General features: G+C 71.9%; 20 protein-coding genes and 1 tRNA gene. 8 read left to right on the forward strand and 13 right to left on the reverse strand.

From position 1 onward, the window contains the following. Positions 1–26: 26 nt before the first annotated feature. Both ABZS61_RS05720 and ABZS61_RS05725 read right to left on the reverse strand, forming a co-directional pair. Entirely contained in the window at positions 27–1205 is a 1179-nt protein-coding gene (locus tag ABZS61_RS05720; protein ID WP_356416643.1) for a DUF2786 domain-containing protein, read from the reverse strand. A 69-nt stretch (positions 1206–1274) separates the two neighbouring features. Further along, positions 1275–2204 (reverse strand): NADP-dependent oxidoreductase, encoded by a 930-nt coding sequence (locus tag ABZS61_RS05725; protein ID WP_356416645.1) that lies wholly within the window; start codon positions 2202–2204, stop codon positions 1275–1277. 143 nt (positions 2205–2347) lie between these two features. Here ABZS61_RS05725 and ABZS61_RS05730 point away from each other — a divergent pair, with 143 nt between their 5' ends. After that, positions 2348–4054, forward strand: a complete 1707-nt coding sequence (locus ABZS61_RS05730; protein ID WP_356416648.1) for a bifunctional 3'-5' exonuclease/DNA polymerase — start codon at positions 2348–2350, stop codon at positions 4052–4054. Between the two features lie 133 nt (positions 4055–4187). Here ABZS61_RS05730 and ABZS61_RS05735 read toward each other — a convergent pair whose 3' ends face one another. Next, positions 4188–5039: a carbohydrate-binding protein gene (locus ABZS61_RS05735; protein WP_356416651.1), complete on the reverse strand. Its 852-nt coding sequence runs from the start codon at positions 5037–5039 to the stop codon at positions 4188–4190. A gap of 75 nt (positions 5040–5114) precedes the next feature. Continuing rightward, entirely contained in the window at positions 5115–6488 is a 1374-nt protein-coding gene (locus ABZS61_RS05740; protein WP_356416654.1) for an alpha-lytic protease prodomain-containing protein, read from the reverse strand. A 265-nt stretch (positions 6489–6753) separates the two neighbouring features. Between ABZS61_RS05740 and ABZS61_RS05745 the strand changes: the two genes are divergently transcribed. Next, a complete protein-coding gene (locus tag ABZS61_RS05745; RefSeq protein ID WP_356416656.1) occupies positions 6754–7827 on the forward strand; it encodes a DUF2804 domain-containing protein in 1074 nt (357 codons plus the stop codon). 36 nt (positions 7828–7863) lie between these two features. Next, positions 7864–8541 (forward strand): aminoglycoside phosphotransferase family protein, encoded by a 678-nt coding sequence (locus ABZS61_RS05750; RefSeq protein ID WP_356416658.1) that lies wholly within the window; start codon positions 7864–7866, stop codon positions 8539–8541. A gap of 42 nt (positions 8542–8583) precedes the next feature. Here the strand turns inward: ABZS61_RS05750 and ABZS61_RS05755 are convergent, their stop codons facing one another. After that, entirely contained in the window at positions 8584–9234 is a 651-nt protein-coding gene (locus ABZS61_RS05755; RefSeq protein ID WP_356416661.1) for a response regulator transcription factor, read from the reverse strand. Between the two features lie 7 nt (positions 9235–9241). Continuing rightward, complete coding sequence (locus ABZS61_RS05760) at positions 9242–10531, reverse strand: sensor domain-containing protein (protein ID WP_356416664.1); 1290 nt, start codon at positions 10529–10531, stop codon at positions 9242–9244. 133 nt (positions 10532–10664) lie between these two features. Here ABZS61_RS05760 and ABZS61_RS05765 point away from each other — a divergent pair, with 133 nt between their 5' ends. Then, positions 10665–11405, forward strand: coding sequence for an ABC transporter ATP-binding protein (locus ABZS61_RS05765; RefSeq protein ID WP_356416667.1), 741 nt, complete (start codon positions 10665–10667; stop codon positions 11403–11405). Beyond that, positions 11399–13864 carry an ABC transporter permease gene (locus ABZS61_RS05770; protein ID WP_356416669.1) on the forward strand — a complete coding sequence of 822 codons (2466 nt, stop codon included), beginning with the start codon at positions 11399–11401 and terminating at the stop codon, positions 13862–13864. The genes ABZS61_RS05765 and ABZS61_RS05770 overlap by 7 nt, the downstream gene beginning before the upstream one ends. An 11-nt stretch (positions 13865–13875) precedes the next feature. Here the strand turns inward: ABZS61_RS05770 and ABZS61_RS05775 are convergent, their stop codons facing one another. The 3 genes from ABZS61_RS05775 to ABZS61_RS05785 all read right to left on the reverse strand — a co-directional run bounded on the left by ABZS61_RS05775 (position 13876) and on the right by ABZS61_RS05785 (position 15891). Further along, positions 13876–14232 carry a hypothetical protein gene (locus ABZS61_RS05775; protein WP_356416673.1) on the reverse strand — a complete coding sequence of 119 codons (357 nt, stop codon included), beginning with the start codon at positions 14230–14232 and terminating at the stop codon, positions 13876–13878. 136 nt (positions 14233–14368) lie between these two features. Further along, positions 14369–15256 (reverse strand): sulfurtransferase, encoded by an 888-nt coding sequence (locus tag ABZS61_RS05780; protein ID WP_356416675.1) that lies wholly within the window; start codon positions 15254–15256, stop codon positions 14369–14371. 26 nt (positions 15257–15282) lie between these two features. Beyond that, entirely contained in the window at positions 15283–15891 is a 609-nt protein-coding gene (locus tag ABZS61_RS05785; RefSeq protein ID WP_356416677.1) for a hypothetical protein, read from the reverse strand. Between the two features lie 277 nt (positions 15892–16168). On the opposite strand from ABZS61_RS05785, the gene ABZS61_RS05790 reads away from it, so the two are divergent. After that, positions 16169–17443 (forward strand): family 16 glycosylhydrolase, encoded by a 1275-nt coding sequence (locus tag ABZS61_RS05790; RefSeq protein WP_356416679.1) that lies wholly within the window; start codon positions 16169–16171, stop codon positions 17441–17443. 271 nt (positions 17444–17714) lie between these two features. Further along, positions 17715–18941 carry a beta-1,3-glucanase family protein gene (locus ABZS61_RS05795; protein WP_356416681.1) on the forward strand — a complete coding sequence of 409 codons (1227 nt, stop codon included), beginning with the start codon at positions 17715–17717 and terminating at the stop codon, positions 18939–18941. Here ABZS61_RS05795 and ABZS61_RS05800 read toward each other — a convergent pair. Continuing rightward, positions 18938–19798: an MBL fold metallo-hydrolase gene (locus ABZS61_RS05800; RefSeq protein ID WP_356416683.1), complete on the reverse strand. Its 861-nt coding sequence runs from the start codon at positions 19796–19798 to the stop codon at positions 18938–18940. The two genes, ABZS61_RS05795 and ABZS61_RS05800, sit on opposite strands and share 4 nt — an antisense overlap. Before the next feature lie 47 nt (positions 19799–19845). Between ABZS61_RS05800 and ABZS61_RS05805 the strand changes: the two genes are divergently transcribed. After that, positions 19846–20259, forward strand: coding sequence for a MerR family transcriptional regulator (locus ABZS61_RS05805; RefSeq protein ID WP_356416685.1), 414 nt, complete (start codon positions 19846–19848; stop codon positions 20257–20259). A 100-nt stretch (positions 20260–20359) separates the two neighbouring features. Here the strand turns inward: ABZS61_RS05805 and ABZS61_RS05810 are convergent. The 3 genes from ABZS61_RS05810 to ABZS61_RS05820 form a co-directional block, all read right to left on the reverse strand. Further along, positions 20360–20433: transfer RNA gene (locus tag ABZS61_RS05810), tRNA-Thr, on the reverse strand. 99 nt (positions 20434–20532) lie between these two features. Beyond that, positions 20533–22062, reverse strand: a complete 1530-nt coding sequence (locus tag ABZS61_RS05815) for an alpha/beta hydrolase (RefSeq protein ID WP_356416688.1) — start codon at positions 22060–22062, stop codon at positions 20533–20535. Between the two features lie 87 nt (positions 22063–22149). Continuing rightward, positions 22150–23355 carry a DNA polymerase III subunit delta' gene (locus tag ABZS61_RS05820; RefSeq protein ID WP_356416690.1) on the reverse strand — a complete coding sequence of 402 codons (1206 nt, stop codon included), beginning with the start codon at positions 23353–23355 and terminating at the stop codon, positions 22150–22152. Positions 23356–23492: the final 137 nt, after the last annotated feature.

Consider the following 23492-nt stretch of genomic DNA (forward strand, 5'->3'; position numbering starts at 1 on the left):
GCCCGACTTATTCCGCCCCAACGGTGCTACCGGTCGATTTCGGTCTCTCTGTCGCCCATCCTGGCCCGGTCCGCTGCCGCTGTCCCGTGGGTCCAGCCCTCGGCGTCCGTGACGCCGCGCACCCGGGCGGTGGTGGTCCGCGGGAACATCCGCTCGGCCGTGTCCGTGACCGCGACGTCCCGGGCCGCCAGCACCGGCAACAGACCACCGGAGACGTCGCCGGCCTCCCTTGCCCCTCGGCTGCCGGCGTCTGCGGCCGCCGTGACGCGTGCGGTGTCGTCGGCGAGCCGGCTGCCCAGACGCTGGGCGTACGCCATCAGGAAGGACTGCCTGAAGGTCTTGGTCCGCTTGCGCCCGCCTGCCCTCTGCCCGGCCTCCGCCTTCGTCATCGCGGCCGTGCCCTGCACCAGCAAGGAGGTGAAGAGCAGTTCCACGGCTTCCAGGTCCGGCTCGAAGCCGACGACCGTGGTGAAGCCGAGATCGCTGTTCCACACGGCCCGGCAGCGGTTCGCGGAGGCGATCGAGTCCAGCAGGATCGCCTTCGCGCTCTCGTACGGGGCATCGACCCCGATCCGGCAGGCTCCCGGCGTACCGGAGCTGTGGGTACGGGCGGCGAGCAGGGCCTCGTCGATGCTGTGCCGGGCCATCAGTTCCTGCGCCTTGGTGGTGAGCGCCTCCGCCTCCTCCGGGAAGCCGGTCGCCTCCGCCTTGGCGAGCAGTGCGCGGATCCGGGTGAGCATCCGGGGTTCGCCGTGGGCGGCCGGCCGGTGAAGGTCGTCGGCAGCGGTGCCGGGCGGCGGGCCCACCGGCTCGATCACCGGCAGCGTCAGGAGGAGGCGGTAGAGCTCCAGCAGCCCGGAGGCGTACGTGAAGCGGTCGGGCCGGTTGCGCGGTGCCGGGGCGGGCAGCCCGGCGAGCTGGTCCGCCCAGCGCGGCGGAAGCTGTCCGTAGCGCGCCGTCTCCGCGGTGATCAGCGCGGCGGCGAGCCCGGCCCCGGACTCGTCCAGCTCGCGCCGGACGATCCGTACGACATCGGCGGGCTGCCAGCCCCGCGCCCAGGCGCGCCGCAGGAAGTCCTCGCCGCGGAGGTGCAGCGCGTCGTCGGCCGACGGATCGGCGGCGAGGAGGGATGCCCCGGCGTCGAGTCCGGCGTCACCGTCCGAGTAGAGGGCTTGCGCGCATGCCTGGTCGATCACCGGTTCCATCAGGTCAGGGTAGGCGCGACGGGGCGGCCGGGGCCGGGCGGGACGGGCGGTGCAGGGGCGCCGCGGCTCTCAGTGCGCCCCGGGAAGCAGCACGAGCTTTCCGCGTACGTGACCCGCCTCGCTCAGCTCGTGCGCCCTCGCCGCGTCACGGAGCGCGAACGTCTGCGCGACCGGGATCCGCAGCTCCCCGACCGCGGCCAGTTCTGCGTACTCCGCCAGCCGTTCGGCCTCGTCCGGACGGCCGCCGCCGCCCGCCGAGAAGGCCACGCCGTACTTCGCCGCGTCCGCGTCGGCGATGGTGACGATCCGGTCGGTCGTACCGCCGCGCAGCTCGACCGAGGCGGCCAGCGCACCCTTGCCCGCCGCGTCGAAGACCGCGTCCACGCCCTGCGGGGCGACCGAGCGGACCCGTTCCACGAGCCCGTCCCCGTACTCCACCGGGATCGCGCCGAGCACCCGCAGGTAGTCGTGATTGGCTGGCGATGCCGTCCCGATGACCGTGGCGCCCCGGGACGCGGCCAGCTGCACCCCGGCGGAACCCACCGCTCCGGCCGCTCCGTGCACCAACAGGGTGTCGCCCTCGGTCACCGCGAGCTCGTCCAGGACCCGGGCCGCGGTCGCTGTCGCCACCGGCAGGGCCGCGGCCTCCTCCCAGCCCAGCCCCTCCGGCTTGAGCGCGACGGCGTCCGCATCGGCCAGGACGTGGGCGGCGTACGCGCCGGTGGCGCTCCGGCCGAAGACCTCGTCGCCGGCCGAGAAGCCCGTGACGCCCTCACCCGTCTCGTCGACGACTCCGGCGAACTCACTGCCGGGTGTGGCGGGCAGCGGGGTGGGGAACGCCGCCTCCATCCATCCGTTGCGGATCTTGTAGTCGACCGGGTTGACCCCGGCAGCCCTGACCGCCACCCGGATCTGCCCGGGTCCCGCGTGGACGTCGTCGGTCCGGACGAGGCGCAGTACCTCCGGGCCGCCGAACTCCTCGTACACGATCGCTTCCATCACCTGTCTCCTCCGCACTTCGCCGCGCACCGGGACACGCAGCGCGTCCCCCACCGATACTCGCGGCTGCCCCCCGCGCCCGCCCGGCGAGGCGGGTCCGCCGGACCCCTGTCGATGTCAGTGCCGGGTGCCAGACTCGGACCATGACCGAACGTTGGGCCCTGGCCACCGCGGAGGGGGGCGCCGCCCTCCTGGTGCCGCTGGAGCGCGACGGCCTGCCCGCCGGACCGGTCGTGTCCGAGCCCGACCTCGTCGAGTCCGTCCGCTCCCGCCCCCAGGTGTTCCGCTGGGTCTGGCGGTCGACCGCGGAGATCTACCCCAGGCTGCTCGCGGCGGGCGTGCGCGTCGAGCGCTGTTACGACATGGAATGTGCCGAGCTGCTCCTGCTCGGCCACGAGGGGCGGCTCGGGGAACCCCGCTCCGCCGCAGCCGCCTGGGCCCGGCTGCGGAATGCCGCAGTACCGCCGGATCCGCCGGCCCGCTCCGCGGAGCCCGGTTCCCAGTCCTCACTCTTCGAGCCGCAGTCCGGTACGGACGTGCCGTTCGAGGCGCTGCTCCAGGTCTACGCGGAGCAGCTGCGCCGCCACGACGCGACGGAGCATCCCGACAGGATGCGGCTGCTCACGGCCTCCGAGTCGGCCGGAATGCTGGTCGCCGCCGAGATGAACCGGTCCGGGCTCCCCTGGCGGGCCGACGTGCACCGGGAGGTGCTCCACGGCCTTCTGGGCGACCGCTACGCGGGCGGCGGCGAGCCCCGCAGGCTGGCCGAGCTGGCGGAGGAGGTGTCGGCCGCGTTCGGCAGACGGGTGCGCCCCGATCTGCCCGCCGATGTGGTGAAGGCCTTCGCGCAGGCCGGGATCAAGGTGAAGTCGACCCGGCGCTGGGAGCTCGAGGAGCTGAACCACCCGGCGGTCGAGCCGCTGATCCAGTACAAGAAGCTGTACCGCATCTGGACGGCCCACGGCTGGAGCTGGCTCCAGGACTGGGTCCGCGAAGGACGCTTCCGCCCCGAGTACCAGCCGGGCGGCACCGTCAGCGGGCGCTGGACGACCAACGGCGGCGGGGCCCTGCAGATCCCCAAGGTGATACGGCAGGCAGTCGTCGCCGACGAGGGCTGGCGCCTGGTCGTGGCGGACGCCGACCAGATGGAGCCGCGGGTGCTGGCCGCGATCTCCCGCGACCCGGGGCTGATGGAGGTGGCCGGCCACGACGGAGACCTCTACAAAGCCCTGTCCGACCGGGCGTTCCAGGGCGACCGCGAGCACGCCAAGCTCGCGCTGCTGAGCGCCGTCTACGGTCAGACCTCCGGCGACGGCCTCAAGAACCTGGCGGCACTGCGGCGACGGTTCCCGCACGCCGTCGCCTATGTCGACGACGCCGCGAAGGCGGGTGAGGAGGGCCGCCTCGTCCGTACGTGGCTGGGCCGGACGAGCCCGCCGGCGGCGGGGGCGGGCGAGGACGAGGAGGCGGGCATCCCGCAGGAGAGCGAGGACCCGTCGGCCGGGGAGAGCTCCGGGGAGTACGGGTTCGTCCCGGGGTACGCGTCGTCGAACACCCGGGCCCGGGGCCGCTTCACGCGCAATTTCGTCGTCCAGGGCAGCGCCGCGGACTGGGCACTGCTGCTCCTGGCAGCGCTGCGGCAGACGCTGGCCGCCGGTCACCTGCGGGCCGAGCTGGTGTTCTTCCAGCACGACGAGGTGATCGTGCACTGCCCTGCCGACGAGGCGCCCGGGGTGGTGGACGCGATCCGGGCGGCCGGGGAGCTGGCCGGACGGATCGCGTTCGGTGAGACGCCGGTGCGCTTCCCGTTCACGACGGCTGTCGTCGAGCGGTACTCCGACGCCAAGTAGCGGCCGTTCCCGCCGGGCCGGTGGCCGTTTCTGCCTCACCGGTGGCCGTTTCCCGCCAGGCCTGTGGCCGTTCCCGGTGCAGGGAAGCCGGAAGGCCAGGACCGGGATCCCGGTCCTGGCCCCTGCCGCGTATCTACCCGCGTTCCCACAGCGCGGGGACCCGCGGCGGTTCCCACCCGGCCATGGCCGAGTGTGCCTGGAGGCAGCGATAGGCCACACCGCCGTGGGTGACGCCGTCCCCGGCGCGGTAGGAGGTCCCGACCGCCCACGTACCGCCCGGGGAGCCGGTCGGCGGGCCCGTCGGCGGATCGGTCGGATCCGGCTGCTGGTCGACATCGACTACGAAGTCGAACGTGCCCTGCTTCCCGGATCCGACGGCGCGGACGTTCATCAGCAGCGCAGGATCGTAGAGGGGATCCGTGGTGTTGCGAGGCTCACCGGGAAAGTACAGCTGGGTCGTCAGAACGGACCTGCCGGGCGCCTGGGCCTTCACGTGGATGTGCCGGGTACGTCCCGGATACAGGCCCGCCACCACGGTGGTCAGCGTGAAGGAGCCGTCCCTACCGGTGAACTGGTGGCCACGGAAGGCGAATCCCCGCATGTCGTACGCCCCGTTGGCGTCGGCCTGCCAGAAATCGAGCAGCACTCCGGCGACCGGCCTGCAGGCCCGGCCGAAGACGTAACCGCTCACCGTGAGACGGGTACCCGCGGTGCCCGGGGTCACCAGGACGGTACGGAGCGGTGAGTCGGGCTTGAAGTACGGGCCCTCCATCTGCGGCGGGGTCGGGTCGTCGCCGTCGTCGCAGGCCGGAGTGAGGGCCGAAGGGCTCCCCGCGGAACCCGTGTCACGGGCGAGAGCGACACCACCGCCCGCGATCAGTGGGGCCGCGCTCGCGGCAACGGCCGCTTTCAGGAGGCTCTTGCGGCTGATCCGGCGGTCGCCGGGAGTGCCGTCGGGAGTGCCGTCGAGGGCTTCTGGAGTCATGGCTGGGTCCTCGGAGTTCCTCGGAAGGGGGAAGCGGAACGGGGAAGGCGAGAGGCCGGGTGCGGTGGCCCGGGATCAGAGGCGCTGCCAGAGGGCGGGCACGTTCGGCGGCTGCCACCCCGTCTGGGCCCGGTGGCCCTGCAGGCAGCGGTAGCCGGCACCGCCGTACGTGACCGTGGCGCCGGCCGCGTACGTCGTGCCTGCCGCCCAGGTGCCGCCCGGCTCGGTCGGCGGGTCCGTCGGGTCGGTGGGCGGGTCCGTCGGCGTGCCGCTGGTCATCAGGGTCAGCCCGTAGACCTGGAGCGCGGCGTTGACCGGCTGGAAGTACGTCGTGCCGCCCGAGGAGCAGTTCCCGGAGCCGCCTGACGTGACCCCCTGGGCCTGGCTGCCGGAGATGAACGAGCCTCCGGAGTCTCCGGGTTCGGCGCACACGCTGGTCCGGGTCACCGGGGAGATGGTTCCCTCGGGGTAGGTGACGCTGGTGTTGCGCTGCTGGATCGTGCCGCAGTGCCAGCCGGTCGTCGATCCGGAGCGGCAGACCGAGGAGCCTTCGAGCATCTCGGTGGAACCGGCGACGGTCACGTCCCCCCGGCCGTATCCGTTGACCAGGGCGCGCGGGGTCCAGTTGGCGTTGGTGGCGACCCAGGCGTAGTCCCGGCCGGGGAAGGTGGATGCCTGGAAGGAGCCCTGGGCCTGCTGGTTGACGCCGGTGGTCGTTGTTCCGGCCCTGCCGCAGTGCCCGGCGGTGACGAATCCGTTCTGTGTGCCGCGCTTGACCGGGAAGCCTATGGAACAGCGGCCCGAGCCGTTCATGTAGTACGCGTCGCCGCCGCGCAGGTCGGCGAGGGCGCGGGGCTGTTCGCCGGACCGGTTGACCTTCACCACCGAACGGGACACCCCTGCGGCGGCGAGGAAGGTGTCCGCCGCGGAGGTGTCCGCCGCGTTGACGACGACCCGGTTGGTGCGCACGTCGACGTACCAGGACGGCACGCCCTCGGGGGTGGTGTTCCGAGCCGCGTCGTCGAGGGCTGCCTTGGCTGCTTCGAGCCGGTCCAGGCTGTGGCCGACGACTTCGGCATGGGCGCCGGCCCCGGAGATCCGGGCGGCTTCGGAGGCGTCTGTGGTGGCGACGACGAGAGTGGCGCCGTCACCGCTCACCCGGGCTCCGGCGAAGCTGGCGCCGAGGGACTTCTCCAGCCCCGCGGCGGTGACCGCCGCCCGGTACTCGTTGCCTGTCCGGGCGGCTGCCTCGCCGGCGGCGAGGCCGAGGTCGCGCTGCAGGGCCTCGGTCAGCCCGGGCGGGAGCGTGCCGGGCGCCGCGGCCCGGGCGGCGGCGCCGGCCGGGTCCGCCGATGCGACAGCGGTCAGGCCTGCGAGGGCGAGCGCGCCCACCGTCAGGGCGGCGGTACCTGCGGCGAGTGCGCGTCTGCGGAGCATGGTTCTCTCCACGTAACTCTCCTTGGGGTAAGGGATGTCGAGCCCCCGGCCACGGGGCACTGCGGGGGTGGGGAACTGCCGGAAACGTAGCCGCGCCACACGTCTGCCGAGGAGATCCCGTCCGCCCCCTCCCATCGCGTTATGGGGTGCCCGCGAGCGCGCCCAAGAGCCGCACCCGGACGCGCTCGGAGCCGTGCGCGGACGTGTCCCGAACCGTTCCCCGACGTGTCCCGAGCCGTACCGGAGTACGGTCCGGCGCCCGCTATAGGCTCCGCCCATGGCGACGCACGAGCACGAGATCACCGAGCCCGTCGACCTCTGCCTGCCCGACGGCAAGCTGAATCCGGCAGCGATCGGCTGGTCCAGGCAGCCGCTGCACCGGGCCAATCTGCGTGGCTGGGGCCGGACCAAGCGGTGGGAGTACTGGTGCGTGACCACGCCCACCCACCTGGTGGCACTGACCGTGAGCGACCTCGACTTCCTGGCGCTGAACGCGGTCTATGTCCTGGAGTACGGGCCCCGGGGCCGCGAGTTCGAGTGTTCTTCGATCGTCCCCGCCGGCCGTGGCGTCCATCTGCCGGACACCGTCGCGGGTGCACCGGGCTCCGAGGACGTGGTCGTCGGACCCGCACGGCCGAGCGGCGGCAAGGTGCGGATCGAGCTCCGCGACGAGAACGCCGGCACCCGGCTGCGGGCCCGCTGCCTGACCCGCGACCGGCTGCCGCTGGAGGCCGACATCCTCGTCTCGCGCCCGGCGGGGCACGAATCGCTCTCCGTCGTCGTGCCGTGGAGCGAACAGCGCTTCCAGTACACCTCCAAGCACACCGCGCTCCCTGCCGCGGGCCGGGTCCGCATCGGCTCCGAGATCCTGGAGTTCGGCGCCTCCCGGACGAAGAACGCGGCCGACAACGACACCTGGGCCGTCCTGGACCACGGCCGGGGGCGCTGGCCGCGCGCGGTCGACTGGAACTGGGGTGCCGCGTCCGGCCGTACGGACGGGCGCACGCTGGGTCTCCAGTTCGGCGGCCGCTGGACGGCGGGGACGGTTTCCACCGAGAACGGCCTGTGCGTCGACGGCCGGCTCACCAAGATCGGCGAGGAGCTGGACTGGCGCTGGTCCACCGCCGATCCCCTCGCCCCCTGGACCGTCCGTACGAAGTCGTCCCGCCAGGTCGATCTGACGTTCACCCCGTTCCACAACCGGTCCACCCGCACGGACGTCGGATTGATCGCCAACCGCACCGACCAGTGCTTCGGCCACTACGACGGCCGGGTCCGGACCGACGACGGCACCGAGATCGCCGTGACACAGCTGCTCGGCTGGGCCGAGGACGTCCGTATGCGCTGGTGACTCCCCCTCGCGCGGCGGCCCGGGTAGGTTTCCCTCATGCACATAGGCCATCTGCTGGGCTCAGGACGCACCGCCGATGTGTACGCACTCGACGAGTCCTGGGTCCTGCGCCGCTACCGTGACGGCGCCGACGCCACCGCGGAACTGGCAGTGATGTCATACCTGTCGGCCTCCGGGTTCCCGGTCCCTCGTATCGGACCGCCGTCCGACCCGGCGCTGCCCACGGACCTGGTCCTGCAGCGGCTGACCGGCCCGACCATGGCCGAGGCGCTGCTGGCGGGCACGCTCACCGAGGCCGAGGGAGGCGAGTTGCTGGCCCGGCTCCTGCGGGACCTGCACGCGATCCCGCCGCGGCTCTCCCAGGATCCCGAGGACCGGATCCTCCACCTGGATCTGCATCCGGAGAACGTGATGCTGACCCCGCAGGGCGCCGTGGTGATCGACTGGAGCACGGCCTGCGAGGGACCGCCCGCCCTGGACCGGGCGATGTCCTCCCTGATCCTGGCCCAGGTGTCGCTCGACCCGTCGTTCGCCGGTGAGCGCGTCCGGGTCCTGCTCACGACGATGCTGGCCCGGCTCGCGGACGACGGCGGTGTCCCCTCAGGCGCCCTGGCCCGTGCCACCGCCCGGCGCGCGGCGGATCCTCGGCTCACCGCGCGGGAGTCGGCGGTCCTGGACGAGGCGGCTGAACTGGTCTCGGCGCTCGCGGGCTGACGGGGCCCCGGCCGTCGTCGCCGGGATCCGGAACGAGCGGTTCTAGGGACGGTCCCGGAGATAGGCCAGCACCGCCAGCACGCGACGGTTCGTCGCGTCCGTCAGTGAGAGATCCAGTTTGGTCAGGATCGAGCCGAAGTGCTTGCTGACCGTGCCTTCGCTGACACTCAGCGCCTCGGCGACCGAAGCGTTCGACCGGCCCTCGGCCATCAGGGCCAGCACCTCCTGCTCCCGCGCGGTGAGCCTGGACAGCGGGTCGCGGCGGTGCCTGAGCAGCTGCCGCACCACCTCCGGGTCGACGACGGTGCCGCCGTCCGCGACCCGCTGGAGGGCATCGACGAACTCCTCGACGTTCCCGACGCGCTCCTTCAGCAGATAGCCCACGCCCCGGCCGTCGCAGGAGTCGAGCAACTCCTCGGCGTAGGCCCGCTGGACGTACTGGCTGAGGACGAGGACCGGCAGGTGCGGACGGGTCTCCCGCAGGGCGACCGCGGCTCTGAGCCCTTCGTCGGTGAAGCCCGGTGGCATCCGTACGTCCGTCACCACGATGTCCGGGGTGTGCGCGGTGACGGCCTCGGTGAGCTCGTCGGCGCTGCCGGCACCCGCAACCACCTGATGGCCGAACCGCTCCAGCAGACCGATGAGGCCCTCCCTGAGGAGCACACTGTCCTCGGCCAGCACGATACGCAGCATCAGACCCTCATTCGACCAGGTGGGCGGGGGAACAGGGGGCGTCCAGCCGGAACACCGTCGGCCCGCCGGGCGGGCTGGAGATTAGCAGCTGACCGCCCACCACGGAGATACGGTCGGCCACGCCCTGAAGGCCGCTGCCCCCCGCGGTCCCGGCCCCACCGGTTCCGTCGTCCCGGACCTCGACGGTCAGCCGTTCCCCGTCGGTCCGGCCCGTCACCCGTGCCCGGCTCGCCCCGCTGTGCTTGGCCACATTCGCCAGTGCCTCGCAGACCGCGAAGTACACGGCGGTCTCCACCGGTTGCGGAAGCCTGCCCGGAATCTCGAAGTCCACATCGACCGGCAGGGCCGAGCGGTCGGCGATGTCCTCGATCGCGGCGGCCAGGCCCCGGTCGGTGAGCACCTGGGGGTGGATGCCCCGGATGAGTTCCCTGATCTCCACAAGGGCCACCCCTGCCTCCTCGTGCGCCTTGGCCAGCAGGCTGCCCAGCGGCTCGGCGGGAGCTTCGAGCCTGGCCAGGCCGAGCGTCATCGAGAGGGCGACGAGCCGCTGCTGGGCACCGTCGTGCAGATCGCGTTCGATCCGGCGGCGCTCCGCCTCGAAGGCGTCGACGAGCCGCATCCGGGAGCGCCCCAATTCCTCCAGGCGGCTGTCGAGTCCGCCCGGCCCCGCGGACAGCAGGGCCCGGGTCAGCGCGGCGCGCGCCACGGCAGCCCACCCCAGCGGGTAGGCGAACAGCGGCAGCAGCACCAGCCCGAGGAGCGCCAGCGCGAACGCCTGGGGGTACGAATCGGCCAGCCACAGCTTCATGACCCGCACCTCGTCCCCGCCGGTGACGGTGGCCATGACGACGGGCGTCGCCAACAGCCCGCCGCAGAGGGCCAAAACAGCGCCTGCCACCAGCCCCTCCAGGGGCCACAGCACGAAGGCGAACAGCAGCACATACCCGAACTCCCGCCAGGTGGCCTGCTCCCGGAGCCGGGTGCGCAGCCAGGCCGACAGGCCGGTGCCCTCAGGCGCACGGTGCGAATCGCCGAGGGGAACGGGGTCGATCAGCAGCAGCCTGCGCCGTTCCACCGCAGCCACCGGAATGCCGATGAGGGCGAGCATCAGCAGGAGCGGGATGCCGACGAGTACGAGGGTCAGCGCGCTGCCCACCGCCGCCAGCAGCACGACCGACACGAGGAGGGCGGCACCGATCGGAACGCTGCTCAGCAGGTGGAGCGCCGCGCGCCAGGGCCGGCCGCCCAGAAGGTAGCAGGGCTGCCGAAGGGCCTGCCGGAGGGTGAGGGAGCTCATGAGCGCACGGTAGACAGCGCGGGACCGGTGCCACCACCCGCCTGGCAGGGGGCCGGAGGTGGAGCTGACTCCACCCCGCAGACCCCTCCTCGCTGCGATGTGCGCGCCGGGCGCCGCCGGTTGACTCGACCCCATGAAGAACCAGCCAACTGCCGTCCGGCTCGACTCGGTCACCCGGTCCTTCGGTAACCCCTCCGAGGCGGTCACCGCCCTCGACGCGGTCAGCCTGACCATCCCCCGGGGCTCCTTCACGGCGATCATGGGCCCGTCCGGTTCCGGGAAGTCGACGCTGCTCCAGTGCACGGCCGGACTCGACCGTCCGACGGCCGGCCGGGTGTTCCTCGGCGACACGGACCTGACCGGGCTGAACGAGCGGAAGCTGACACTGCTGCGCCGCGAACGGATCGGCTTCGTCTTCCAGGCCTTCAATCTTCTGCCCGCGCTCACCGCGGAGCAGAATGTGTCGCTCCCGCTCCGGCTGGCGGGCCGCAGGCCCGAACGGACCGAGGTGCGCGCGGTCCTGGAACGGGTCGGCCTGGGCGACCGGGCCCGGCACAGGCCCGGCGAGCTGTCCGGCGGGCAGCAACAACGCGTCGCGCTGGCCAGGGCGTTGGTCACCCGCCCGGAGGTGCTCTTCGCTGACGAGCCGACGGGCGCCCTCGACTCGCAGACCGGCCGGGAGGTCCTGACGCTGCTGCGGACGATGGCCGACGGCGGCCAGACCGTAATCATGGTGACGCACGATCCGGTGGCCGCCTCGTACGCGGACCGGGTGGTGTTCCTGGCCGACGGTTCGATACGGGACGAGCTGGACGACCCGACGGCAGAACAGGTCGCCGCCCGTATGACCGCCCTGGCGGTGATCCCGTGCTGATCCTGGCACTGCGCTCGATGCGGGCGCGCTGGGTCACGTTCGTCGGTTCCTTCGTCGCGCTCGCCCTGGGCGTCGGCCTGATCGCCATGACGGGCCTGGCACTGGCGGCCACGTTCGACGCCCCGGAGCGCGCCCCGGAACGGTTCGCCGCCGCCCCGGTGGTGGTGCGCCCTTCGGAGACCCTGCGGGTCGCCACGCCGGTCGGGGACCGTACCGCCCGGCTCTCCGACCCCCGGCCCGTGCCCAGGAGTCTCGCCGCCGCGCTCACCGGTCTGGGCCGTACAGCCGAGGACCGGAGCTTCCCGGTGGAGCTCGCCGGGGAGAGCCTGACCGGCCACCCGTGGTCCATCGCCGCCGCCACCCCGTACCGCCTCACCGCGGGCCGTGCTCCCCGGACGGCCGACGAGATCGTCGTGACGGGGGGCGGCGCCACGGTCCCGTGCATCGGCGAGCACGTCCGGGTGACCGCGCCCGGGCACACCCGGGCACGGACGGTTGTCGGCACGGTCGCGGACGCCGGCTTCGAGACCGCGGTGTTCTTCAGCGATGCCGAGGCCGCCCGTATCCACCCGGACGTCGACGCCGTGGTGGTGCACGCCGACGCCGACGCCGTACGCGGGCTGACCGGGTCCGTTCCCGGCCTGAGCGTCCTCACCGGCGACGACCGGCGCCGGGCCGACCCCGATCCCGACCGGGACACCGAGGCGCTGACCGCCGTCAACGCGATGCTCGGAACGGCGGCCGGCATCACCGGCTTCGTCTCGGTCTTCGTCGTCGCCTCGACGTTCTCCTTCACGGTGGCCCAGCGCAGAAGGGAGTTCGGGCTGCTCCGCACCGCAGGAGCCACCCCGGGGCAGGTGCGGCGCATGGTCGTCGCCGAAGCCTGCGTGATCGGTGTCCTGGCCGCAGCCGCGGGCTGTCTGCTGGGCGAAGCAGCCGCGCCGCGGCTGGCCGCGTGGCTCGTCGACGAGGGCCTCGCCCCCTCGTGGTTCGCCATCGGGGACGCGAACTGGCCGCTGCACACCGCCTTCTGGACAGGCCTCGGCGTGGCACTCGCCGGAGTGGTCGTCTCCTCGCACCGGGCAGGACGCGTCCGGCCCGTGGAAGCACTCCGCGAAGCCGCTGTGGACAGCGGGCCGATGCCACCGAGCCGTCTGCTGCTGGGGGCGGCGGTCCTGCTGACCGGTCTGGGACTGATCTTCTGGTCCCTGGCGACCGACCCGGGTGACGTACTGAAGCGGAAGACGTACATCCTGCAGCCGCTGTGGCTCATCGTGGGCTTCGCCCTGCTCGCCCCCCTGTTCCTGCGCCCCCTGACACGCCTGCTCACCTGGCTGCCCGCCCGGCTCCCCGGCGCCACGGGCTGGCTCGCCCGGCAGAACACCTCCACCTCGGTCCGCCGCACCGCGGCGGTCGCCGCACCCGTCCTCGTCACCGTCGCCCTGGCCACCTCGCTGCTGGGCACCGTGGCCACGATCAACGGGGCCAAGGCCGCCGAGACGGCGGCGCAGACCCGCGCCGACTACGTGGCCGGCGGGGACGGCCCGCTGGACCCGCGCTTCGTGCAGCGGGTACGGGGCATCCCCGACGCCGTGAGCAGCGCCTCCCGTTCCACGTCCGTCACCGTCCTGGAGGAGGGCACCGCGCTCATCAGGTCGGACGCCAGGGCGGTCGATCCGGCCGCCCTGGCCGCGACCGCGCACCTCCCTCTCGTCTCCGGCCGCATCGGCGACCTCGACGACGACTCCATCGTCGTCAACGAGGAATGGGCGACCCGGACCGTCGGCCGCCGGGTGAGCGTCTGGCTGGGCGACGGCAGAGAGGTGTCGCTGCGTATCGCGGCGGTACTGCGGGTCGGCACGGGAAACAACGGCGTGTACGTGACCCCGAAGAACGCGGCGGGCGCAGCCGTCGACCGTGTCGACATCACACTCCGTGCCGGAGCGGACCGTTCAGCCGTCGGCGCGCTGCTCGGGGAGACCGGGCGGGCCACCGGCACCCCGGTCCTCACGAAGAACGACTGGATGGCTGCGCACCACCCGGGAACCAGCGGGAACACCCGCGCGGGCCTGCTGCTGATCCTGGGGATCGCCCTTCTGTACACGGGTATCGCGCTGGCGAACACCCTGGTCATGGCCACCTCCGACCGGATGCGCGATCTGGCCGTGCTCCGTCTGACCGGCGCCACGAAGGCACAGGTCGTCGGACTGGTCGCGGCCGAGGCACTGATGGTGGTGGCGGTGGGCACCGTCCTGGGCGGCGCGGTGGCCGGGCTGAACCTGCTGGGCGTCAAAGGTGCACTGGAACTGCTCTCCGTGAGCGCCCCGGTGATCGTGCCCTGGGCGGGGCCGGCAGCGGTGGCGGCCGCGAGCGCCGTACTGGCGACGGTCTCCGCCGTTCTGCCCGCGCTCGCCGCGATGCGTACCCGGCCGGCAGGGACGGCGGGCGCCCGCGAGTGAGCCGGTGCCGTTCAGCTGTTGAGCCCGTACGCCAGCGTGATCACCGGGAACGGCCACACCACCGCACCGAGCAGGGCCAGCCTGCCCATCGGGGTCATGCGGCGCAGCGGAGGGGAGCGGTACAGGCCGGTCAGCAGGGCAGCCCCCGCGGCGAGCGCACCGGCCGCGCCCAGCAGGAACGACGTGGGGGACTCTCCGGAGGCCGCTCCCCAGAGCGCCGCCATCAGGACCAGGAAGCCCAGGACGCCCAGGGCGGCGAGGGGCACGCACCAGATGAGGGAGACCAGGACGACCTGTCGGGTGCGTGCGGGGCGGGGGCGGGCCACGGGCCGGGCGGGTGCGGAGGGTGCGGGGGGTGCGGGGAACATGCGCGGCTACCTCTCGACACTGCGGAATACGGGCTTCCACCTTGCGGGGGACGGCCCTGCCGCGGCATGCGCGCACGTACTCAGCCGCACGGTCCACGGCACTCATTCCGCACCCGGTGTCCCCGGCGGAACCGCTCTACTCGCCCGTCACGACCGGCAGTTCCGACGGCCGGCCCCAATCGCTCCACGAACCGTCGTACACGGACACCTCGCGGTACCCGGCGAGTTCGGCGCCCAACGCCAGGACACAGGCGGTGACGCCCGATCCGCAACTGACCACCAGGCGTTCCCGTTCCCCCGTCAACGCCGCGTAGGAGGAACGCAGTTCGTGAGCGGGAAGCATCCGGCCGTCGCGCTTGATCTCCCCGAACGGCAGGTTCAGCGCCCCCGGCATGTGGCCCGGCCTGAGCCCCGGCCGCGGCTCGGCCCCCGTACCGGCGAACCGCTCCCGGGAACGCGCGTCAAGGACGGCGGAACGCGGGTCCGCCAGGGCGGCCGCCACCGCACCGCTGCCGACGAGCATTCCGTCGCGCGGGCGGGCGGTGAAGTCACCGGCACGCTCGGCACCTCCGGGCGACCGGCCCCCCGCCTCACCCGCCTCCTGCGCGTTTTCAACCGGCAGCCCGGCCGCCGTCCACGCGGGCAGGCCGCCGTCGAGCACCGCGACCCGGTCGAAGCCCATGGCCCGCAGCATCCACCAGGCGCGGGCACTGGAGTAGATCCCGGCAGCGTCGTAGACGACCACGGTGTCCGTGTCGTCGACCCCGAGCGCGCGCATCTCCTCCGTGAAACGGCGGGCACCGGGCATCATGTGCGGCAGCGGCCCGGCGCCGTCGGACATCGCCCCGTCGATGTCGAAACGCCGCGCCCCGGGAATCCGCCGCCCGGCCTCGCGGTGCGCACCCACCGAGGCGTCGAGGACCACGAGGCCCTCAGCCGCGATCCGCGCCGCCAGCCAGTCGGCGCCGACGAGCGGCCCCGGAAGGCTCCCGACGTCATCGCTCGTTCCCGCGTGGTCGGTCATGCCCGTTCTCCCCTGGTCGTCCGAAGTCAGTTCTCGTCCGCCATGCGTATCAGCCTCACCACGCGCAGCAGATCCCGGTGATGAAAATACGTGGCCGGGTCATCCCGGTGGGCGGGCGGCGCCAGATGCCGCGCCAGTGCATCGGCGCAGGCTGCCAGGCGAGCCCGCTCCCGCTCTCCCGCACCCCCGTGCGCCTCCAGGCAGTCGGCGGCACAGCGATCCAGGGCGCGGCTCAGTTCATCGGTGCGCCCCGCGCTCCGCAGCCGTACGCGCCAGTGGCCCACGGCGTGCAGCGCCGCCTCGCGCCTCGCGCCGTACCAGTACTCCGGACTGTTCGGATTGCGCTCACGGAGGCCCGGGGTGCGCAGCCCGCGCCGTTTCGCCTCTGCCCGCTCCTCCGCGTACGCCCTCAACTCCAGCTGCCACGCGGCCCTGCTCGTCCCGATCATGTCCAGGGCTCGCAGCAGGGCATCCTCGTCCGTGCGGAAGGGGCCGGCCTCGTGCGCGAGATAGCTCACCGTCGCCTCGAAGCCGATCGGCCGGTACAGCTGCACGCAGGAGCGGAGCGAGACCACTCGGTGCCCGTACGGCAGGGAGGAGTCGCGGACCTTGCGTGCGAAGTTCGTGAAGCCCATCCACGGGAGGCTAACCGGGCCTTCGGGCTTAAGACCGAATTAAAGGCGCCTTAAGCGATCCGGCCTCTGTAACGCTCTCTCAAGTAAGGCCAGGTCAGGGCGATTTCATCGTTAAAACCACAGTTGGCCGAGCCGAGGCATCTGCGTACCATCAGGCTCCGTCGGCGGCGAACACCGTAGGACGAGAGCGCTCTCAGAACACGCTCCCGCACGAGCTCCCGCACATACCCCGCCGGCTCCGCGTCCTGCTCTTCCCCACAGAAAAGGTACGTAGCCCATGGCCGCACATCGCGCACGCAGATGGTCACTAGGCGGAATGGTTCTCCTGCTCTCCGCCGCACTCTCCGCCGCACTCCTGATCACCACGACCGGGCCCGCCGCCACGCCGGCCAACGCCGCCTCCGCCGCCGCGCAGACGTGGGCCGACGAGTTCAACGGGGCCGCAGGCAGCGCGCCGGACTCCTCGAAGTGGACCCTGGAGACAGGAGGTTCGGGCAACGGCAACAACGAGCTGCAGTACTACACCAACAGCACCCAGAACGCGTCCCTGGACGGCAACGGGAACCTGGTCATCACCGCTCGCAAGAGCAGCGGCTCCGGCCTCCAGTGCTGGTACGGGGCCTGCCAGTACACCTCGGCCCGTCTGAACACCGCGAGGACCTTCACGCAGGCGTACGGCCGCTACGAGGCCCGGATCAAGATCCCGCGCGGTCAGGGCATCTGGCCGGCCTTCTGGATGCTCGGCGACGACCTCGGCAGTGCGGGATGGCCGAACAGCGGCGAGATCGACATCATGGAGAACGTCGGCTACGAGCCCAACACCGTCCACGGCACCATCCACGGCCCCGGCTACTCCGGCGGTGCCGGCATCGGCGCCTCGTACAGCCTGCCGGGCGGCAGGGCCTTCGCCGACGACTTCCACACCTTCGCGGTCGACTGGAGCCCGAACGCCGTCGTCTGGTCGGTGGACGGTCAGACCTATCAGACCCGCACGCCCGCCGATCTGAACGGCAACAAGTGGGTGTTCGACCACCCCTTCTTCATCATCCTGAACCTGGCCGTCGGCGGTAACTGGCCGGGTAGCCCGGACGGTTCCACCGCCTTCCCGCAGACCATGACCGTCGACTACGTACGTGTCTCCACCTCCGACGGTTCCGGCGGCGGCACCGGGAAGACCGGCCCGATCAAGGGCATCGGCGGCATGTGCGTCGACGTCGCGGGCGCCTCGAACGCCGACGGCACCCCGATCCAGCTGCACGGCTGCAACGGAGTCGACGCCCAGAAGTGGACCCTGAGCACCGACGGAACGGTGCGTGCGCTCGGCAAATGCCTTGATGTGCAGGGCGGTTCCACCGCGGACGGTGCGGTCGTCCAGCTCTACACCTGCAACGGCACCGGGGCACAGAAGTGGGTCCACACCCAGGCCGGCGACCTGACCAACACCGGGGCGAACAAGTGCCTCGACGCCACGGGCGGTTCCTCCGCCGACGGCACCCGGCTCCAGATCTGGACGTGCACCGGGGCAGCCAACCAGAAGTGGACCGTCGGCTGACCCCAGGAGTCCGGGGCCCTCGCGCACGTAAGGGCCCCGCACACCCCTGAGTCCGGCTCCCGCACACCCCCCTTGAGTCCGGCCCTCGCACACCGTCGGGGGCCGGGCCCTCGCACACCCTCTTGAGTCCGGCCCTCGCACACCCTCTTGAGTCCGGCCCTCGCACACCGTCGGGGGCCGGGCCCTCACACCATCGGGGCCGGGCCCTCATCGTCGGGGGCCGGGCCCCCACAGCTCCCCACACGTACCGCACGAAGGCGAGAACCCTCACATGACCCCCCGCCACCAGCGCAACGTCTCCCGCCGCAAGCTGCTCACCGCTCTTGCAGGAGCCGCTGTGGCCGTCCCCGCCATCGCCGTGATCGCCCCGCACGCCCTCGCCACGGTCGACTCCGACGACTCGCCCGACTCGGCCGACGGCGGTACGAAGGCCGCGGTCGGCGCCCTCCCGCTGACGATCGTCAACAACTCCGGCTCGTTCGAGAACTCCTCGGTGTTCGTCTACATCGTGGGCAACCAGGACGGCAAGCAGGTCCGGGTCACACCCGAGGGCACCCTGGCTCCGATATCCCTCTCGGACAACGGCGCGGACGGCTTCACCGACTACGCCATCGCCCTGTCCGGCAGCGGCGAGACGAAGCTGTCGCTGCCGTACATGTCCGGCCGCATCTACGTCGCCCTGGGCGACCGGCTGAAGTTCAAGGCGGTGGCGGACGGCAACGGCAACGCTGCCCTCCAGTACCCCGCGGGCTGGGTGACCTCCGACCCCAACTACTCCGTGCTGCACGACTGCGCGGAGTTCACGTACAACTCCTCCGGGATGTTCTGCAACACCACCATGGTCGACATGTTCAGCGTCCCCATGAGCATCGGCCTGACCGGCGCCAAGGACCAGACGACCGGCACCCTGCGCGAGGGCGGACGCGCCCGGGCCTTCGCCGCCGTCAGCGCGATCCCCGAGTTCGCGCCCCTCGTGGTGGCCGACCGGCGCATCATCGCCCCCGGGCACGGCCTGGACGCGGGGATCTTCGCCAAGGACTACTTCGCCCCGTACATCGACGAGGTGTGGAGCACCTACACGGGCAAGGACCTCACCGTGACCACCAACGCGGGAGCCTTCACAGGCCGGGTCCGCGGCGACAAGTTCGTGTTCGGCGGCCCGGCATCGGTCTCGTTCAACCGGCCGACCACCCGCGACGTGCTCTTCTGCGACGGCAACCTGGCCGCCCCCAACGACGGCACCACCGGCCCGGTCGCCGCCGTCCTCGGTGCGGGCTTCAACCGCTCCACCCTGGTCAGCAACCCGTCCCAGCCCACCACGGACCCGGCCGCCTTCTACCGGTCCTCGCAGCTGACCAACCACTATTCGGCGGCCATCCACGCGGCAACCCAGGACGGCAAGGCGTACGGCTTCGCCTTCGACGACGTGGCCGACTTCGCCTCGTACATCCAGGACACCGCGCCCACGGGTGCCCGGCTGACGCTGACGCCGTTCTAGACGTCTGACGCCGTTCCGGACGCCGGCAGCCGCTCCCGACCGCTGCCGGTGTCCGCGCCGTCCCGGTAGCGGGCGAACTCCCACGGATCGTGTGCGGAGAAGACCTCGACCTGGTCACCGTGGTCGCGGACCAGCTCGCGCAGCCTGGCCCGGGTTCCGATCCGCAGATCACGGTGCACCTGTGACTGCGTCTGAACGATGTCCAGCAGCGGGTGCGTTTCCCCGGGCTGCCCGATCTCGCGGTGGTAGTAGTAGGCGTCGCCGCAGTGGAGGAGCCACCGGTCGCCGTTCAGGACGGCGACCCCGGTGTGGCCGGCGGTGTGACCGCCGAGCGGGACGAGTCCGATCTCCGGCGGCAGCCCCTTCGGCTGCAGTGCGGTGAATCCGAACCACTGCTCACCGGGCTCGGAATCGTAGGTGATCCAATGCGGTTCGTGTGCCCAGTGAGCGTTCCGATAACGGAAGTTGGGCGCCTCGGAGAGCGCCGCTTCCAGTTCGGAGGCGAGGACGTGGACGTGGGCGTCGGGAAAATCTGGGAGCCCACCGCTGTGGTCCACGTCCAGGTGGGTGACGATGATGTGGCGCACGTCGGACGGCGCGTACCCCAGCCGGGCAATCTGCCGGACGGCTGTCTCCTCCTCGTCGAGCGCCGGTTGTGCCATGTCGACCCAGTCGGTGCCGAGGGTCCCGGCCGGGTCCCGGATGTCACCGAGGCCCAGTCCGGTCTCGACGAGGACCAGGCCGTCGGCGTCGGTCTCCAGCAGCAGACAGTGGTTCACCGCGGGTGCGGGCTCCGGGCCGTCGTAGGTGGCCTCGATCGTCAGAACCGAACCGCAGTTCAAGTGATGAATCTTCATGTCCCCTAGGCTGCAACTTGAACTGCGATTCAAGTCAAGGAGGCGTGGTGGACACACCGTTGCTGGACATCGCCGAGGTCGCCCAGAGGTCCGGGCTGGCGCCGTCGGCTCTGCGGTTCTACGAGAAGAAGGGCCTGATCGCCTCGGCGGGCCGCAACGGCCTGCGCCGTACCTACCGTCCCGACGTGCTCGACCACCTGGCACTGATCACGTGCGCGCGCAGCGCCGGATTCTCGGTCGCCGAGATCGGCCGGTTCCTGGTGGCGCGGCCGTCCGACGCATCGCTGCACGTCCGTATGGCCGCGAAGGCCCGCGACCTCGACGAGCAGCTGGGCCGCCTCACGCGACTGCGCGACAGCCTTCGGCACGCGGCCGTCTGCGACCACGAGCCGATCGTCGACTGCCCGGAATTCAAGCGGGCCGTCGGCAACGTATCCGCACCGGCGATCGGCCCAGCCTGATCCGCTCCTCGCCGCGCTCGCCACCGGGCCGGCTCCTGCGCCGCACCCGGAAAAAGCAAAAGCCCCAGGTCACGGCGAGTGAGTCCTGAGGCTTCCACAGAGCCGCCTTCGGGATTCGAACCCGAGACCTACGCATTACGAGTGCGTTGCTCTGGCCAACTGAGCTAAGGCGGCACCGCTCTGTCGCACCATGGTGCGGTCAGCAGCGACGCCAAGTCTACACAGTTTCGAAGGGTGCTCCGCACCGCCTGCCCCCGCGGCCTTGTCCGCAGGTCAGGAGCACTTCTTGCCGTCCTTGGGCGGGGTGCCTTCGAGCAGGTACGTGTTGATCGCCGTGTCGATGCAGTCGCTTCCCCGGCCGTATGCCGTGTGCCCGTCGCCCTCGTAGGTCAGCAGGGTCGCGGAGGAGAGCTGGTCCGCGAGGGCCACGGCCCACTTGTAAGGGGTGGCGGGGTCGCGTGTGGTGCCGACCACGACGATCGGGGCGGCCCCCTTCGCCTCGGTGCGGTGGGGGGCACCGGTGGCGTCCACGGGCCAGGAACCACAGTTCAGGGCGGCCCACGCGAAGCCCCTGCCGAAGACCGAGGAGGCCTTCTCGAAGGCGGGGACGGCTTCCTCGACGGCGCCGGGGCCGGAGAAGGCGGGGGGCAGGTCGAGGCAGTTCACAGCGGCGTTGGCGAACATCAGATTCGCGTACTTGCCGCTCGGATCGCGCTCGTAGTAGCTGTCGGCCAGGGCGAGGAGCCCGGATCCGTCACCGTGCCGGGCCCCATCGAGTGCCTCGCGGAGCTGCGGCCAGGCGGCCTCGTCGTACATCGCGGCGATCACACCGGTGGTCGCCAGGGACTCGCCCAGTTGCCGGGTCTCGCCGGTCGGCACCGGATTCTCGTCCAGGTCGGCGAAGAGCTTCTTCAGGGCGGTCGCCGCGTCCGCTGCGGACGTGGTGCCGAGGGGGCAGTCCGGCTGCTTCACGCAGTCGGCGGCGAACGACTGGAACGCCGCCTCGAAGCCGGCGGTCTGGTCGCGGTTGATGTCGACCGCGGGGAGCGAGGGATCCATCGCCCCGTCCAGGACGAGGCGGCCCACCCGGTCGGGGTACAGCTCGGCGTAGGTCGCGCCCAGGAACGTGCCGTACGAGGCGCCCACGTAGTTCAGCTTCTCGTCGCCGAGCAGGGTGCGCAGGATGTCCATGTCGCGCGCCGTCTCGACGGTGGAGACATGCGGGAGGATCTCGCCGGACTTCTTCTCGCAGCCGTCAGCGAACGCGTCGAAGGCCTTGTTCAGCTTCGCGATCTCGGCGTCGTCGTCCGGAGTCTGGTCCACCTGCGTGTACGCGTCCATCTCCTTGCCCGTCAGACACGTGACCGGCTCGCTGCGGGCCACCCCGCGCGGGTCGATCGCGACCATGTCGTACCGGGCACGGACGGGGGCCGGGTAGCCGATGGCCGCGTACCCCTGGACGTAGTCGACGGCTGAGCCACCGGGGCCGCCCGGGTTCACCAGGAGCGATCCGATCCGCTTGCCGGGTCCGGTGGCCTTCTTCCGGGAGACAGCCAGCTTGATGTCTCCGTCATCGGGCTTCTCGTAGTCCAGCGGCGCCTTCATCGTGGTGCACTGGAAGCCCTCCACCCCGCAGTCCCGCCAGCGCAGCGTCTGCCCGTAGTACGGCTCGAGGTCCTCCGGGACAGCCGTACCGGTGGCCGACGCACTGGGCGCCGAACCCCCGCTGCTGCAGCCGGAGACGAGGAGGCCGGCAGTGCCGAGCGCGGTGGCGAGAATGCGGAGCAGGCGCCTGGTGTCCATCCCCGGAGCGTAACCGCCGGGTGATGACTCAACCGATTCCCTACTCATACGGATGAATTCGCGCACCCTGCGGGCTGACCGCGGGTGTCAGCCCGCCCGCAGCGCCATCGTCATCGCCTCCACCGCGAGCAGCGGCGCCACGTTACGGTCCAGGGCTTGTCGACAGGCGAGCACGGCCTCTATCCGACGCAGGGTGCGCTCGGGGCCCGAGGACTCGGCGATCCGCTCGAGGGCGTCCCTCACATCGGTGTTGGACAAGGCGATCTGCGAACCGAGCTGGAGCGCCAGGACATCGCGGTAGAAGCCGGTGAGGTCGGTGAGCGCGAGATCGAGGCTGTCGCGCTGTGTACGCGTCCTGCGACGCTTCTGCTTGTCCTCCAGCTCCTTCATCACCCCCGCCGTGCCGCGGGGCATCCGGCCCCCGGCGACGCCGCCGAGCGCGGCCTTCATGTCCTCGGTCTCCTTGACGTCGACCTCCTCGGCCACCTGCTTGGCGTCGTCGGTGGCCGTGTCGATCAGTTCCTGGGCCGCTTTGAGGCAGCCTCCGACGTCATGGACGCGGAGCGGGAGCTTGAGAACGGCGGCGCGGCGGGCGCGGGCCCGCTCGTCCGTCGCGAGGCGGCGCGCCCGCCCGATGTGACCCTGCGTGGCACGGGCTGCCTCGGCAGCACGCTCGGGGTCGATGCCGTCGCGCCGGATCAGCACATCGGCGACGGCCTCGACGGGGGGCGTACGCAGTGTGAGGTGGCGGCAGCGCGAGCGGATCGTGGGCAGCACGTCCTCGAGCGAGGGCGCGCACAGCAGCCACACCGTCCGGGGTGCGGGCTCCTCCACCGCCTTCAGCAGGACGTTTCCCGCACCTTCGGTGAGGCGGTCCGCGTCCTCCATGACGATGACCTGCCAGCGGCCGACGGCCGGGGAGAGCTGGGCGCGACGGACCAGCTCACGGGTCTCCTTCACGCCGATCGAGAGCAGGTCCGTGCGGATCACGTCCACGTCCGCGTGCGTACCGATCAGCGAGGTGTGGCAGCCGTCGCAGAACCCGCAGCCCGGTGCCCCGCCCAGCGCCCGGTCCGGACTGGTGCACTGGAGCGCGGCGGCGAAGGCACGGGCGGCGGTGGACCGTCCCGAGCCCGGCGGGCCGGTGAACAGCCAGGCGTGGGTCATCCTCGACCCCGGAGGCACCGGCTCCCCGGCGGAATTGGCGGTGACCAGCGCATCGGCGTCCCGGGCGGCGGCACCGAGCTGCTCCTGCACTCGGTCCTGTCCGACCAGGTCGTCCCATACGGTCATGGGTCACCGCCCTTCCGGTGGTGTGGTGCTGGGAAAGCCGGTTCCCATTGTGCGGGAAGGGTCTGACAATCCTGACTTTCCGGCTTCCGGGCATTGACGGCTCCGGGGTCCGGGCGGCCCGGGGCCCGGGCGGCCCG

This window comes from Streptomyces sp. NPDC005566 (assembly GCF_040605575.1).
Lineage (GTDB): Bacteria > Actinomycetota > Actinomycetes > Streptomycetales > Streptomycetaceae > Streptomyces.

Coding starts and splice junctions, on each gene's coding strand:
- ABZS61_RS05720 (WP_356416643.1), bottom strand. CDS start 1,205: ATGGAACCGGTGATCGACCAGGCATGCGCGCAAGCCCTCTACTCGGAC.
- ABZS61_RS05725 (WP_356416645.1), bottom strand. CDS start 2,204: ATGGAAGCGATCGTGTACGAGGAGTTCGGCGGCCCGGAGGTACTGCGC.
- ABZS61_RS05730 (WP_356416648.1), top strand. CDS start 2,348: ATGACCGAACGTTGGGCCCTGGCCACCGCGGAGGGGGGCGCCGCCCTC.
- ABZS61_RS05735 (WP_356416651.1), bottom strand. CDS start 5,039: ATGACTCCAGAAGCCCTCGACGGCACTCCCGACGGCACTCCCGGCGAC.
- ABZS61_RS05745 (WP_356416656.1), top strand. CDS start 6,754: ATGGCGACGCACGAGCACGAGATCACCGAGCCCGTCGACCTCTGCCTG.
- ABZS61_RS05750 (WP_356416658.1), top strand. CDS start 7,864: ATGCACATAGGCCATCTGCTGGGCTCAGGACGCACCGCCGATGTGTAC.
- ABZS61_RS05755 (WP_356416661.1), bottom strand. CDS start 9,234: ATGCTGCGTATCGTGCTGGCCGAGGACAGTGTGCTCCTCAGGGAGGGC.
- ABZS61_RS05760 (WP_356416664.1), bottom strand. CDS start 10,531: ATGAGCTCCCTCACCCTCCGGCAGGCCCTTCGGCAGCCCTGCTACCTT.
- ABZS61_RS05765 (WP_356416667.1), top strand. CDS start 10,665: ATGAAGAACCAGCCAACTGCCGTCCGGCTCGACTCGGTCACCCGGTCC.
- ABZS61_RS05775 (WP_356416673.1), bottom strand. CDS start 14,232: ATGTTCCCCGCACCCCCCGCACCCTCCGCACCCGCCCGGCCCGTGGCC.
- ABZS61_RS05780 (WP_356416675.1), bottom strand. CDS start 15,256: ATGACCGACCACGCGGGAACGAGCGATGACGTCGGGAGCCTTCCGGGG.
- ABZS61_RS05785 (WP_356416677.1), bottom strand. CDS start 15,891: ATGGGCTTCACGAACTTCGCACGCAAGGTCCGCGACTCCTCCCTGCCG.
- ABZS61_RS05790 (WP_356416679.1), top strand. CDS start 16,169: ATGGCCGCACATCGCGCACGCAGATGGTCACTAGGCGGAATGGTTCTC.
- ABZS61_RS05795 (WP_356416681.1), top strand. CDS start 17,715: ATGACCCCCCGCCACCAGCGCAACGTCTCCCGCCGCAAGCTGCTCACC.
- ABZS61_RS05800 (WP_356416683.1), bottom strand. CDS start 19,798: ATGAAGATTCATCACTTGAACTGCGGTTCGGTTCTGACGATCGAGGCC.
- ABZS61_RS05815 (WP_356416688.1), bottom strand. CDS start 22,062: ATGGACACCAGGCGCCTGCTCCGCATTCTCGCCACCGCGCTCGGCACT.
- ABZS61_RS05820 (WP_356416690.1), bottom strand. CDS start 23,355: ATGACCGTATGGGACGACCTGGTCGGACAGGACCGAGTGCAGGAGCAG.